Origin of the sequence: Pseudodesulfovibrio portus, from assembly GCF_026000375.1 — a bacterium.
Classification (GTDB): domain Bacteria; phylum Desulfobacterota; class Desulfovibrionia; order Desulfovibrionales; family Desulfovibrionaceae; genus Pseudodesulfovibrio; species Pseudodesulfovibrio portus.
Genome location: NZ_AP026708.1, coordinates 2,355,048 through 2,367,882, shown reverse-complemented (window position 1 = coordinate 2,367,882; position 12,835 = coordinate 2,355,048). Strand labels below are relative to the sequence as shown.

Genomic DNA, 12,835 nt, shown 5'->3' with positions numbered 1-12,835 from the left:
CCTCGAAAAATCAAAAAGCAGGGCCGGAACCGATGATCGGTTCCGGCCCTGCTTTTTGTCATGCGCCATGTGTCCGTCAGCGGGACATCCGTTCCCCGGTGTTCTCGTAAATCTCGGTTACGATGTCCCGGATGCCGTAGGTGTATTGCCACCTGGGATAATGCTCCCGGAACTTGGACACGTCGGATATCCACCACATGTGGTCGCCGACGCGGTTGTCGTCCGCGTAGGTGTAGTTGAACTCCCTGCCCGTGATCTCCTCGCACAGGGCGATGGCCTCCAGCATGGAGCAGTTGGAGTGCCTGCCGCCGCCCGCGTTGTACACCTGGCCGGGCCGGGGGGCGTTGAAATAGTGCCAGAACATGTTCACCAGGTCGGAACTGTGGATGTTGTCCCGGACCTGCTTGCCCTTGTAGCCGAAGACCGTATAGGGCGCACCCGTTGCCCCGCACTTGACCAGGTAGGCGAGAAAACCGTGCAGTTCGGCTCCGCTGTGGCCCGATCCGGTCAGGCATCCGCCACGGAAGACGACGGTGTTCATGCCGAAATACCGGCCGTACTCCTGGACCATGATGTCCGCCGCCACCTTGGACGCGCCGAACACGCTGTGCGTACTCGCATCCAGGCTCATGGTCTCGTCGATCCCCTGCGCATGCCACGGATGCGACTCGTCCAGTTCATAGCGGGTTTCCGTCTCCACCAGGGGCAGCGCGTTGGGCGTGTCGCCGTACACCTTGTTGGTGGAGGTGAAGATGAAAACGGCCTCCGGGCAGTGCTTGCGGACCGCCTCCAGCAGGATCAGCGTGGCCCGGGCGTTCACGTCGAAATCCGTGAGCGGCTCGCGGGCCGCCCAGTCGTGCGAAGGCTGCGCCGCCGTGTGCACCACGATGGCGATGTCCTTGCCGTGCCGAGCGAACACCCTGTCCATGGCTTCGGGATCGCGGATGTCCTCCGCATAATGGGTGTAGGAAGGAAGGCCCTCGGACAGCTTTGCGACATGCCACCGGGTGGACGCCTGCCGGCCAAAAAAATAACTGCGCATGTCGTTGTCCACACCGACAACGTCAAAGCCCTTGGACGCAAAGAATCGGGCCGTCTCGCCTCCGATCAGGCCGCCTGAACCCGTCACCAGACACACTGACATGTTCCATCCCCTCCATCCGCGGCAAAACACGGTATATTCAAACGTTCGTTCATTCTTTCAACATGTTGCGTTGACAAATCATTTCATCCATTCACCTTATGATCAATCGGCGCAAAAGCCAAACACCCTGAACAGGAGCCCGGCATTTCCATGACGCGCCTGCAGTGTCTTGCAAACTCCGGGCCTAAGGAGGGCTGCGGGAAACCGGACCGGACTCCATTTCCATACTCCCCCGACCGACGTCTTATACAGTTGCCCCGGCACGCCCTTTGGAGTAACTCTTTGCCCATGAAAATCGGTGTGCTGCAACTCAATCCCATCGTCGGGGACCTGAAGGGCAACGCCGCCCGGATTCTCAAGGCCGCAAACGAGGCCGCCGAACTCGGAGCGGACTTCTGCCTGACCTCGGAAATGGCCCTGACCGGCTACCCGCCGCGCGACCTGCTCCTGTATTCCGGGTTCGTGGGCAGGACGTGGAAGGCGGCCCAAGGCCTGGCGCTTGAACTGAAGGACGGCCCGCCCCTGCTTCTGGGGGCGGTGGAACAGAATGCAACGGGCCAGGGCAAGCCGGTCTTCAACTGCGCCCTCTGGTGCGAAGGCGGCGAAATCCGCCAGGTCTTCCGCAAGACCCTGTTGCCCACCTACGACGTGTTCGACGAGGCCCGCTACTTCGAAGCCGCGCCCCTGGGCGACCCGGAGGCCAACATCCTGCGCTGGAACGGCCGGACCATCGCCGTGACCATCTGCGAGGACGCCTGGAACGACAAGGACTACTGGGAAATCCGCGCCTACTCCCGCGACCCCCTCGAGGACGCCGCGAAATCCTCACCGGACTGCATCGTCAACCTGTCCGCCTCGCCCCTGTTCCTGGGCAAGCAGCAGCTTCGGGAGGACATGCTCGGAGCCGTGGCAGGCAAGTACAAGGTGCCCCTGGTCTACGCCAACCAGACCGGCGGCAACGACGACCTGATCTTCGACGGCCGGTCCTGCGCCTTCTCGCCCGGCGGCAAGCTCATGGCCCGCGCCCCCGGGTTCGCCGAGGCCGTGATGATCGTGGACGTGGACGACACGGACGCCGGACGCATCTCGAACGACGACTTTTCCCGCGAAGCCGAGACCTGGCACGCCCTGGTCCTGGGCACCCGCGACTATGCGCACAAGTCCGGCTTCTCCACCGCCCTGGTGGGGCTGTCCGGGGGCATCGACTCCGCAGTCACCGCCGCCGTGGCCGCCGAGGCACTGGGACCCGAGAACGTGACCTGCGTGCTCATGCCCTCCCCCTATTCCAGCAAAGGGTCCATCGACGATTCCCTGGCACTGGCCGAGAATCTCGGCATCAGGACGTACACCCTGCCCATCGAGCCGATCATGGAACAGTTCGGCAATACCCTGGCAGAGCCCTTTGCCGGACGGGAGCCCGACACCACCGAGGAGAACATCCAGTCCCGCATCCGGGGCAACCTGCTCATGGCCCTGTCCAACAAGTTCGGGGCGCTGCTCCTGACCACGGGCAACAAGTCCGAGCTGGCCGTGGGCTACTGCACCATCTACGGGGACATGTCCGGCGGGTTCGCGGTCATCTCGGACGTGGACAAGACCGGGGTCTTCGCCCTGGCCCGCTGGTACAACGCCAACGTGCGCAGGGGCGCGCCCGGCATCCCTGAGCCGATCATCACCAAGCCGCCGTCCGCCGAGCTCAGGCCCGACCAGAAGGACCAGGACTCCCTGCCGGACTATGCAGTCCTGGACTCCATCCTGGAACTGCACGTGGAACGCCACAAATCAAAGGAAGAAATCATCGATGCGGGGTTTGACGGGGAAACCGTGGAGCGGGTGTTGAAACTGGTCCGGTTCGCGGAATTCAAGCGCCGCCAGGCCGCGCCCGGCATCAAGCTCACCCCGCGCTCCTTCGGCACGGGCTGGCGCATGCCCCTGGCCTGCAGGCGGGAACTCTAGACCGAACGGGCTGCCGTGTTCAGCAGGGCGAGAAACTCCTCGCTCATGTCCAGCACGTTCTCGAAGTAGTGGACAAGGCCCGCCCGGCGATCCGCTTCGCTGCCCTGGAAAACCAGCTTGTAGAACTTCTGGTTGTTGAACGGCTTGCGCCGCTCCACCATGTAGGTCACGTTGCTGCCGTCCAGCTGCTTGAGGATGGCCATCCCCTTGGCGGCCATGGCCGGGCCGTCGTCGTCCAGCATGGCCCGGACTGCGCCGCTGACGCTCTTCCAGAGGCCGAGCTCGTGGGCCACGTACCGGCGCACCCCCTTTCGGTCCGGATTGGGCGGAGCAGCCCTGAACAGCCGCGAAAAGGGCTGGACGACCGATGCTTCGGGAAGCTCCGGCTCGCCATCGTACTCGATGCCCTCGCCGTACAGGATGCTCGACTTCGACGTGTTCACGCACTCCACCCCGGACAGCCGGATGACCTCCGCCAGCCACAGGGCCGCGTCCCGGAAATTGATGGTCGTGTACCGCTGCTCCCCGAAGGGCGTGGTCACCGGGTAGAGCTGCGGATGACGCTGGATCAACGGCTTCTCCCCGCTCTCCAGGCTCTTCTTCACCGTGCCCTCGGCGTAGCGCAGCCCCCAGGGATTGTCGGAGGCCAGCTGCGCGCCCACCAGGACGCACTTCGGGCAGCCGAGGAGGGTGGCCAGGGAAAAGGCCGTGGAGATGACCGACCCGTGGAGCCTGAGCATCTCCCTGCTGCCGAAAATCTCGGGCAGGAAGTTGCCGAACAGGTATTTCTGCCGGAACCGGCCGTCGCCCAGTTCGGACAGGCAATGGGCCACCAGGATGGTCTCCGGCAGCTCGGGAATGTGCCGGAACACGACGCCAGAATCCACGGAGGTGTCGTTGATGATCACGAAATGGGGACGTATGCCCGCGTCGACAAGCGGCTTGACCGCGTTGTTCACGCAGATGACAACCGCCCGGTCCCGGTTGGCCCGGATGTACTCGAACTTGTCGGGCAGGTCGGGACCGGCGGCGACCAGGATGGCGGGAAGGCCGTGCAGCCGGTTGCGCAATTCCGCGATGGGCGGGCAGGCGAGATAGTCGGGGATGTTCTGGTAGGCGTGCCGTTGCTGATCGTAGACCAGGCCGCGAAAGATGTTCCTGATCGGCCGGGAACGGGTCAGCCCCTGACCGGACAGGGGATAGATGACATGCCGGTAGTGGAGCACCTCGAAATAATCGATGACCCGGGCCGCCCACGGGCCGTAGTCCGCGTCGATCCGGTCGGTCAGGAGGAAGAGCGGCGTCCCCCGCTTGAACACATCGCCGGGAAAGAGGTCCTGCAGGGCGGGGTTGAAGGAATAGGGATCGCCGGTGAAGCAGAAGAAGTTCTTCCTGTTCAGGCGGGCGAGCCCGACCGCCTCCAGAAAACCGATGAGCACACGCTCGTCCGGCTCGAAGAGGACGACCACCGCATTGGGCGACTCGAGGCAGGCCCGCAGCTGGGGCGTGTCCGCCGCGCCGAGGACGATCACCAGGCGCGTCCTGCCCAGGGCCTCCTGCACAGGGGTGTCTGCGGAGAAAAAGGCGTACGCCTCCAGGGAAGGGTCCTCAAAGGGATGCTGAAACTGGGGATGCTCGAATCGGCAGAGCTGGTTGTGGCCGGAGACCGCGTGCGGCCCATGGTCCGCCGCGCCGTCGCCCGAGACTTCGACAGGCTCGCCCCGGCAGAGGATGCCGAGTTCCACCAGGGCTGCTATCTTGCTGTTTTCCATATTTTATAGTGAGTTATAGACCTGTTGCCGGATGAGCGGCAAATATCGGAATTCAACTGTGCACGTTGGCGTCAGACTCCTGTTTTGTCAAGCCACCGCCGCCGGAGAGTGGAATCTGAGCCATTTGCCAACGCACCGCTTCATGGTATAGCCTTTTCCCAACCACCGTCGCAAACAGGAGATTTCATGAGCAAAAGGCGCCGCAGCAGGGCCGAAGAGATCGTCCGCAACATCTTTTTCATCGCCGTTGCCATTCTCGTCGTGGTCATCTTTTTCAACCTCGACATCATGGAAAAAGGCGAATCCATGTTCAGCCGGAACACGGTGGCGGACATCAAGTTCAGCGGCGACCTGGACCGCAAGGATTTCTCTGACAGGGAAATCGACCGGATGCGCGGTTACCTGAAGGGGCGCAAGAAACTTCTCCAGGAGATCACCATCCAGACCTCGACCCAGGATTCGTACAGGAAGGTCACGCCCGACACGGAAATCCTGTTCGAGGTCCGCGTGGTTCTGCGGGACGGGTTCACCTTCACCACGCCGCTCCGGCGCAGCAAACGCAAGGACCTCCCCACGGGCGTCCTGGCCAAGCTGGACAAGGACCTCAAGGCTTACCAAACCTTGAAAAAACAGGGCAAGAACCCCAAGACGCTGATCAACACCATGTGATCCGGCCTTCTTTTTTCCCCATGCAAAAAATTCATGACGCCATCATCTGCGGGGGCGGACCGGCAGGCAGTTCCGCAGCCCTTTCCCTGGCCCGGCGCGGCCTTGACGTGCTCGTGCTCGACCGCGCCCGCTTCCCCCGGAAAAAGCTGTGCGGCGGCCTGCTGACATGGAAATCCGTCCGGCTGCTGGAAAACCACTTCAACGAGACCATGGACTCCCTGGCCGACGCCGGGGCCGTCAATTTCGCCTCGGACCGGTACGCCATACGCACCCTCACCGACAACCTGGCCGAGGGGCCGCTCCCCTTCCCCTTCCACTTCGTGGACCGAACCGTTTTCGACGACCGCCTCCTGCAGCGCGCGGTCGAGGCCGGGGCCGGGGTCGCCCAGGAAACGCAGGTCGTGGGCTGCGACCCGGACACGGGCACGGTCACCTGCGCGGACGGCCGGACCTTCCGGGGGCGGTACGTCATCGGGGCGGACGGGGCCAACTCCAGGGTCCGTTCCTCCTTCCCCTCGGTGGAGCGGGAGCGCATGCACCGGTTCATGGCCGCAGCCATCGAAATCGCGATCCCGAAACACTCCTTTCCCAGACCGGTGGACCACCCGGAACTGTATGTCGGCTTCCTGGATGCGGGCTACGGCTGGGTCTTCCCCAACAGGGACAAGGTGGTGGTCGGCCTATGCGGACTGCGCAGCAAGAACAGCCGCTTCCCCGACCTGTTCAAGAAATTCCTGGGCGCGCTGAAAATCAGTCCCGACGCCGTGCCGGATTGGCGCGGGCACCCCCTCCCCTACGGCAACTACCTCCATGATCCGGTCTTCGGCCGCGCCCTGCTGGCCGGGGACGCGGGCGGGTTCGTGGAACCTCTCTTCGGCGAAGGCATCTTCTTTGCCCTGTGTACGGGCCTGTACGCGGGGGAGGCCGTGGCCAAAGGCGTTGAGACCGGCACGAGCCCCGGCCCGCCGTACGCCCGCCGACTGCATCGGCACATCATCCCCGAACTCAGGGCCTCCGACCGGTTGCGCTGGGCCCTGTTCCGGTCCATGCAGTGGGTCGGCCCGCGCGGACTCGGCTGGTTCGCCACCTGGCTGAACACCCCCCTGGCCGAGATGGTGCACGGCATGCGCTCCTATTCCTGGCTCAGAAAAAAGCAGTGGGATTTCTAAAGGGCAAGCCGCCGCTTGAATCATCGGGCGCGACCGTCTATAAGGGGAAACGGCCCCTGAATCCACCAACACGCGCCGCACGGGAGTACCCATGGCCAGAAGAATCCTGATCATCGACGACGAGGAAGGCATCCGCCTTTCCCTGCGCGGCATTCTCGAGGACGAGGGTTTCAGGATCGTGGAGGCGGAATCCGGGGAGCAGGGCCTGGAACTGCTGGGCACGGACATCCCGGACATGGTCTTTCTCGACATCTGGCTGCCCGGCATGGACGGGTTGGAGGTCCTGGACATCGTCTCCCGCGACTACAAGGGGCTGCCCGTGATCATGATCTCCGGGCACGGGACCATCGAGACCGCGGTCCAGGCGCTCAAGAAAGGGGCCTTCGACTTCATCGAAAAACCCCTCTCCCTGGAAAAGGTCGTGGTCGCCACGCGCAACGCCCTGGAGTTCTCGCGGTTGCGCCAGGAAAACCAGGCGCTCAAGACGCGCATCTCCTCGGAACAGCCCGTCAACCTGACCGGCGAATCCCCGGCCATCAATCACCTCAACGAGGTCATCGGACGCGTGGCGCCCACGGAGTCGTGGGTGCTCATCACCGGCGAAAACGGCACCGGCAAGGAGATCGTGGCCCGGTCCATCCACCACCAGTCGGGGCGATCGGACAAGCCCATGGTGGCCGTGAACTGCGCGGCCATTCCCGAGGAGCTCATCGAGTCCGAACTCTTCGGCCACGAAAAAGGCGCCTTCACCGGGGCGGACAAGGCCCAGGAGGGCAAGTTCGAGCTGGCAGACGGCGGCACCCTGTTCCTGGACGAGATCGGCGACATGAGCCTGAAAACACAGGCTAAAATTCTGCGTATCCTGCAGGAGCAGTCCTTTGAGCACGTGGGCGGGCGCAAGACCATCACCGTGGACGTGCGCGTCATCGCGGCCACCAACAAGGACCTGGCCGAGGAAATCCGGGCGGGCAACTTCCGCGAGGACCTCTACTACCGGCTCAAGGTCTTCCCCCTGGAGCTGCCGCCCCTGCGCGACCGCATCGAGGATATCCCGCTGCTCATAAACGACTTCGTGTCCAGCCTGGTCAAGCAGCACGGGTTCAAGCCCATCTCCTTCGACGCCGGGGCCATCGAGGCGCTCTCCCGCTATCCGTGGCCGGGCAACGTGCGCGAACTCAAGAATTTCGTCGAGCGCATGTTCATCATGTACGGCGGCGACACCGTGACCGCCGACCGTCTGCCGCCGGAATTCGGCACGCCGCCGCCCGCGCCCAAGGCCGTCGCCCAGGCCGAGCCCGAGACCTCCATGGACGACCTCATCGCCGACGGCCCCTCGGACCTCAAACAGGCCCGCGCCGACTTCGAGGCCCGGTTTCTGGAAGCCAAGCTCAGGGAATTCGAAGGCAACATCTCGCAGCTGGCCAAGGCCATCGGCCTGGAGCGCAGCTCCCTGTACCGCAAGCTCAAGGCCTACAACATCCAGACGGATTAGGAGCGCCACCGGCCCCCATCCCCTCTCCTTTCCGAAACTTTTTGTGTCGCCTGCGGCGAGGGGCGCGCGTCATCCACAGGTGATTCTTGATGCGGGTGTTTACAGGGGCGGGCAAGATGGTCATACTTTTGAGAGCGGATGATCTAACCTTGAGGATTGATGATGGTCTGGGACCCGGACAGATACGAGGAGTGGTTCAGCACCCCTGAAGGCAGCTTCGCCCTGGAACAGGAGGCCCGGCTGTTGCAGAACGTGCTGGCGGGCTGGCCCCGGCGCAAACGCAAGCTGCTGGAAATCGGCTGCGGGACCGGGCTGTTCCTCGAGATGCTCTATCAGATGGGGCTGGACGTGACCGGCATCGACAGTTCGCCGGAGATGATCATGGCCGCGCGCAAGCGGTTCGGCAACCGGGCCGAGCTGCACCTGGGCCACGGCGAGCACATGGGGTTCTCGGACAACGAGTTCGATTACGCCTTCATCTGGTCCGTGCTGGAATTCACCGAAGACCCCGAGGCCATGCTGGCCGAAGCGGCGCGCGTGGCCGAAAAGGGAATGCTCATCGGCTTCCTGAACAAGAACTCCCTCTACTACACCATGAACGTGCGCAACTCCGGCACCACCATGGCCAAGGCCCACTGGTTCACCTGGTGCGAGATCCAGGACCTCATACAGCGCGCCACCGGCTTCCGCCCCACCCTGGCCCGTTCGGTGCTCCCCGGCCCCATGAGCACATGGAAGTCCACCGGGATATCCAGGCTGCTCAACTCAGCCATCCTGCCGCCGTCGATCGGGGCCTTCACGGCCGTGCGCGTCGATTTCGTCAACATGAAGCCGCTCACCCCCCTCTTTGCCTGGAAGACCGAGCCGGAGATGTCGTAGGGCCGATCCGGCCAGCGACAGCGGGCCATCAGCACACTTCCGGGGACGAAAACCCGCCTCAGCCGCCACGCTCCGTCAGAAGGCGGCGCAAGACATGCGTATAATCGGTGATGATCCCGAAGCACCCGGCCTCGACCAGCGAAAGAGCCTCTGCCATGTCGTTGACGGTCCACGGAGCGACACGAATCCCCTGCTTCCCAAGAGCACGAACGCACTCGGCGTCAATGAGGTTCCTGTCCGGATGGTATGTGTCGGCACCAAGGGCACGGAGATACGAAACGACATTGTCCGGCGGGGTGTCCTCCACCAAAACGGCCAGGGGTATCCGGGGAGCCAGGCGATGCATCTCCGCCAAATAGTCATGATTGAAAGACGAGATGAGCACCAGGTCTTCCGCCTCATGCTCATGTACGGCCTGAAGAACATCGCCCACAATGGACAGGTCGCCCGGCAGCTGTGTCTGGTCCTTGATTTCGATGTTGACGGGAAATGATTTTTGCTTTGAAAAGGCCAGGGCCTGGTCGAGGGTCGGAATCGACAGTCCTTTCATTCTTTTGATCAGGGCAGGGTCCCCGCTCCCCGCCGCAATGGTCCCGTAAGGATCCTCGTCGACGAACCACGAGCCGACATCCAACCGGCGCAATTCCTCCAGGGTGAACGACCATGTCGGCCACGGCGCCCTGTGGGCGAACTCGCTTTGCCGGGCGATATTCGATGTGCGGGACAGGACGTCGTCGTGGAACACGACCAAGGTCCCGTCCGCAGCCTTGTGGACGTCCGTTTCCCAATAATCCGCCCCCAGCTCCAGCGCGAGCTCAAAGGCAAGCATCGTGTTTTCCGGAGCAAGGGCGCGGGCTCCGCGATGCGCACAGACGTAGCCTGCGCCGGGCAGGCGATCAAAAAACACTTATTCTTCCTTCTTGGTGAAATACAAATTGACCACAGCCAGCAGGGACGTGGCGACGATGAGCATCAGGGAAACCGCGTTGACCACAGGCGTGCTGCCGTCGCGAACCTGAAGATAGAGGTTGATCGGCAGGGTTGGGTCCGAGCCGACGAGGAACAGGGTCGTGTTGAAATTCTCGAAACTCATGAGAAAGGCGACGGCTCCTGCGCCGAGAATGGACGGACGAAGGAACTTCAGGGTGATGTGCCAAATGACTCCGAGCCGGGTGGCCCCCAGATTGAGAGCGGCCTCCTCCAGGGCGGGGTCGAACTTCCTGAGCCGGGCCGAAACCACCAGCGTGACAAAGGTGGAGATGAACGAGAACTGGCCCAGCACTACAAGCCAGAAGCTGGGACGGAAGAGCTCGAAATCGAGGCCGAACCGTTCATCGAAGAACATCCCGGCGGTATTGGCCGCCAACAGCAGGGATATGCCGAGGATGACGCCGGGAATGACCAGCGGCGCGAGCATCAGAAAGTAGAGAACCCCCTTGAATCGAAACTCCTCCTGCTCGAAGAGAAAACTGGCGCAGGTGCCGACGACCACGCTCAGGATCGACACGAAGAACGCTGTCTGAAAGCTCGTGACGATGGAGCGCAGGTTCTGGTCGTCATGGAACAGACCGATCCTGCCCGGCCCATCGGCCAGGAACCAATCCAGGCTGAAGCCCTGCCACGGGAGGGACGGGAAGTCGGAATTGTTGAACGCCAGCACGCAGGTGACAAGCAAGGGCGCGAACAAAAAGGTGAAGTACAGCAGGATAAAACCATTGAACGACCAATCGTAGGTCTTGCTTCTCGGCAGGGAACGGATCATGACGCCACCTCCCCAAGCTTCTGGCCCGTCACCCTGAGCCCCACCCAGATGATGAGCGAGCTGAGCAGGAGCAACAGAAAGCCGAAGGCCGAGCCCTGGTTCCAATTGAAACTGGCAATGAACTGGTTGTAAATCTGTTCCGTGAACCAGAGGGAGTTTTTGCCCCCCATGAGGTTGGGCGTCAGGTAGTTGCCCAACGCGAGCATGAACACCACGATCGACCCGGACGTGATGCCGGGCTTGCAATGGGGGATGATGATGGTCCGCCAAATGGTGAACTGCCCAGCCCCGAGATCGTGCGCGGCTTCGATGAGGCTGTCGTCCAGGCTCTCCATGACCGAGACCAGCGGAACCACCATGAACAGCATGGAGGTGTACACCAGCCCCATGATCATGGTGGCATCGTTGTAGAGCATCTCGATGGGGGTATCGATGACGCCGAGCTTGAGCATGAAATAGTTGAGCACGCCGGATTCCCTGAGCAGGATCATCCAGCCGTAGATGCGCACCATCTCACTGACCCAGAACGGGAGCAGGAGCAGAATCATGAGCGCCCCCTGCACTCTCGCCCGAGCCAGCTTGGCGATGAAGAAGGACACCGGCATGGCGAGCAGGAAAGTAATGAAGGTGGTGATCATGGCATAGAGCGCCGTGCGCACGAAAGTCAGCCAGTAGATCGGTTCTATGAAGAAATTCATGTAATTCTGCATTGTCCAGACCATGTCCCCATAGTCATCCTCTCCCCTGAAACTCATGGTCAGCAGATCGAGGTGAGGCAGCACTATAAGGAGCAACAACCACATGAGGACCGGTGCGAGAAAAATCCAGAAAACCAAACGGGATCGTTGCATTTTAGTCCTCCGACGCAAAACAGATGCCGGATTCCGGGTGCCAGCCGACCGAAATCTCGTTGCCGGGCTCTATGTAATCGAACTTGCGGTTCTGCGGCAGGGTGACGATGAGCTCGTGATCTTCCTTGGTCGTGGTCAGCAACCGGCTGTTGGCGCCGTCGAACAAAATGCTTTTCACGATCACACTGAAAATGTTCAGCCCGACCGTATTCTTCGGCTCGATAATCATGGCCTCGGGGCGCAGGAAAAGGTCCGCCTTGACGCCGTCCTTGAGCGGTGCGTTCGTTTTGGTCTGAAAAGAATACCCTTCGTCCGTGGTGATCAGGACGAGACCCTCCAAGCTTTGCGAGACCGTTCCGTGCCATATGTTGTTGTCGCCGACGAATTGAGCCACAAACGGGGTTTCGGGCTGACCGTACAACTCCTGGGGAGTCCCCAACTGTTCAAAGCGGCCGTGGTTCATCACGGCCACCTGGTCCGACATGACCAACGCCTCGGACTGGTCGTGGGTGATGTAAACGAATGTCGTGCCCACCGTGGTCTGGAGCTTCTTGAGTTCCACCTTCATCTGTTCGCGAAGCTTGAGGTCCAAAGCCCCCAGCGGTTCATCGAGCAAGAGTACGGACGGCTCCAACACCAGACACCGGGCTATGGCCACACGCTGCTTCTGCCCGCCGGAAAGCTGGTTGATCTGCTTCTCGCCGAAGTCCGGCAGGTCGACTCTTTCCAGAATCGCCTCGGTCCTGCTCCTGATCTCCTTATTGCCCATGCCGCGCCGCTTCAAGCCGAAACCGATGTTTTCCGCCACGTTCATCATGGGGAACAGGGCAAGGTGCTGAAAGACAAGATTCACCGGCCGCAGGTTGGGAGGCACACCCAACATATTCTGACCGCGGATCTCGATATCCCCCGACGTCGGTTCCTCGAAACCGGCTATCATCCGCAACAAGGTGGTCTTGCCGCATCCCGAGGGGCCCAGGATTGAAAAAAACGATCCCTCGGGAACATCAAACGTGACATCGTCAACGGCTGTGAAGTCACCGAACCGTTTCACCATATTGCGAATAGACAGGTCGTTGTTCATGGCTCTTGGTTGGTTGAGGATTGAACAAGGCGAGAAGCCTTTTGCGGCCCCTCGCCT

11 protein-coding genes are annotated in these 12,835 nt (G+C 62.0%); 5 read left to right on the top strand and 6 right to left on the bottom strand.

The features are described 5' to 3' along the window. Nucleotides 1-76: 76 nt before the first annotated feature. The gene (locus OO730_RS11380) at nucleotides 77-1,144 is read right to left on the bottom strand and encodes an NAD-dependent epimerase/dehydratase family protein (RefSeq protein ID WP_264981584.1); all 1,068 of its coding nucleotides are present in this window, start codon (nucleotides 1,142-1,144) and stop codon (nucleotides 77-79) included. A 288-nt stretch (nucleotides 1,145-1,432) separates the two neighbouring features. Between OO730_RS11380 and OO730_RS11375 the strand changes: the two genes are divergently transcribed. Continuing rightward, complete coding sequence (locus OO730_RS11375; RefSeq protein ID WP_264981583.1) at nucleotides 1,433-3,100, top strand: NAD+ synthase; 1,668 nt, start codon at nucleotides 1,433-1,435, stop codon at nucleotides 3,098-3,100. On the opposite strand, the gene OO730_RS11370 is transcribed toward OO730_RS11375, so the two are convergent. Continuing rightward, entirely contained in the window at nucleotides 3,097-4,872 is a 1,776-nt protein-coding gene (locus OO730_RS11370; protein ID WP_264981582.1) for a 6-hydroxymethylpterin diphosphokinase MptE-like protein, read from the bottom strand. The genes OO730_RS11375 and OO730_RS11370 overlap by 4 nt on opposite strands. A gap of 186 nt (nucleotides 4,873-5,058) precedes the next feature. Here OO730_RS11370 and OO730_RS11365 point away from each other — a divergent pair, with 186 nt between their 5' ends. From OO730_RS11365 to OO730_RS11350, 4 genes are all read left to right on the top strand, one after another. After that, on the top strand, nucleotides 5,059-5,541 hold the full coding sequence (locus OO730_RS11365) for a hypothetical protein (RefSeq protein ID WP_264981581.1): 483 nt from the start codon (nucleotides 5,059-5,061) through the stop codon (nucleotides 5,539-5,541). Between the two features lie 20 nt (nucleotides 5,542-5,561). Continuing rightward, complete coding sequence (locus OO730_RS11360) at nucleotides 5,562-6,710, top strand: NAD(P)/FAD-dependent oxidoreductase (protein ID WP_264981580.1); 1,149 nt, start codon at nucleotides 5,562-5,564, stop codon at nucleotides 6,708-6,710. A gap of 91 nt (nucleotides 6,711-6,801) precedes the next feature. Then, nucleotides 6,802-8,202 carry a sigma-54-dependent transcriptional regulator gene (locus OO730_RS11355; protein WP_264981579.1) on the top strand — a complete coding sequence of 467 codons (1,401 nt, stop codon included), beginning with the start codon at nucleotides 6,802-6,804 and terminating at the stop codon, nucleotides 8,200-8,202. Between the two features lie 159 nt (nucleotides 8,203-8,361). After that, complete coding sequence (locus OO730_RS11350) at nucleotides 8,362-9,081, top strand: class I SAM-dependent methyltransferase (RefSeq protein ID WP_323373355.1); 720 nt, start codon at nucleotides 8,362-8,364, stop codon at nucleotides 9,079-9,081. Nucleotides 9,082-9,139: 58 nt separating this feature from the next. Here OO730_RS11350 and OO730_RS11345 read toward each other — a convergent pair whose 3' ends face one another. Genes OO730_RS11345 through OO730_RS11330 form a run of 4 tightly spaced genes read right to left on the bottom strand, consistent with a single transcriptional unit; the run spans nucleotide 9,140 to nucleotide 12,778 of the window. Then, nucleotides 9,140-9,988, bottom strand: coding sequence for a glycerophosphodiester phosphodiesterase (locus OO730_RS11345; RefSeq protein WP_264981578.1), 849 nt, complete (start codon nucleotides 9,986-9,988; stop codon nucleotides 9,140-9,142). Further along, nucleotides 9,989-10,843: an ABC transporter permease gene (locus OO730_RS11340; RefSeq protein WP_264981577.1), complete on the bottom strand. Its 855-nt coding sequence runs from the start codon at nucleotides 10,841-10,843 to the stop codon at nucleotides 9,989-9,991. It abuts the gene before it with no gap. After that, complete coding sequence (locus OO730_RS11335; RefSeq protein WP_264981576.1) at nucleotides 10,840-11,694, bottom strand: ABC transporter permease; 855 nt, start codon at nucleotides 11,692-11,694, stop codon at nucleotides 10,840-10,842. The genes OO730_RS11340 and OO730_RS11335 overlap by 4 nt, the downstream gene beginning before the upstream one ends. Nucleotide 11,695: 1 nt before the next feature. Next, a complete protein-coding gene (locus OO730_RS11330; RefSeq protein ID WP_264981575.1) occupies nucleotides 11,696-12,778 on the bottom strand; it encodes an ABC transporter ATP-binding protein in 1,083 nt (360 codons plus the stop codon). Nucleotides 12,779-12,835 lie beyond the last annotated feature (57 nt).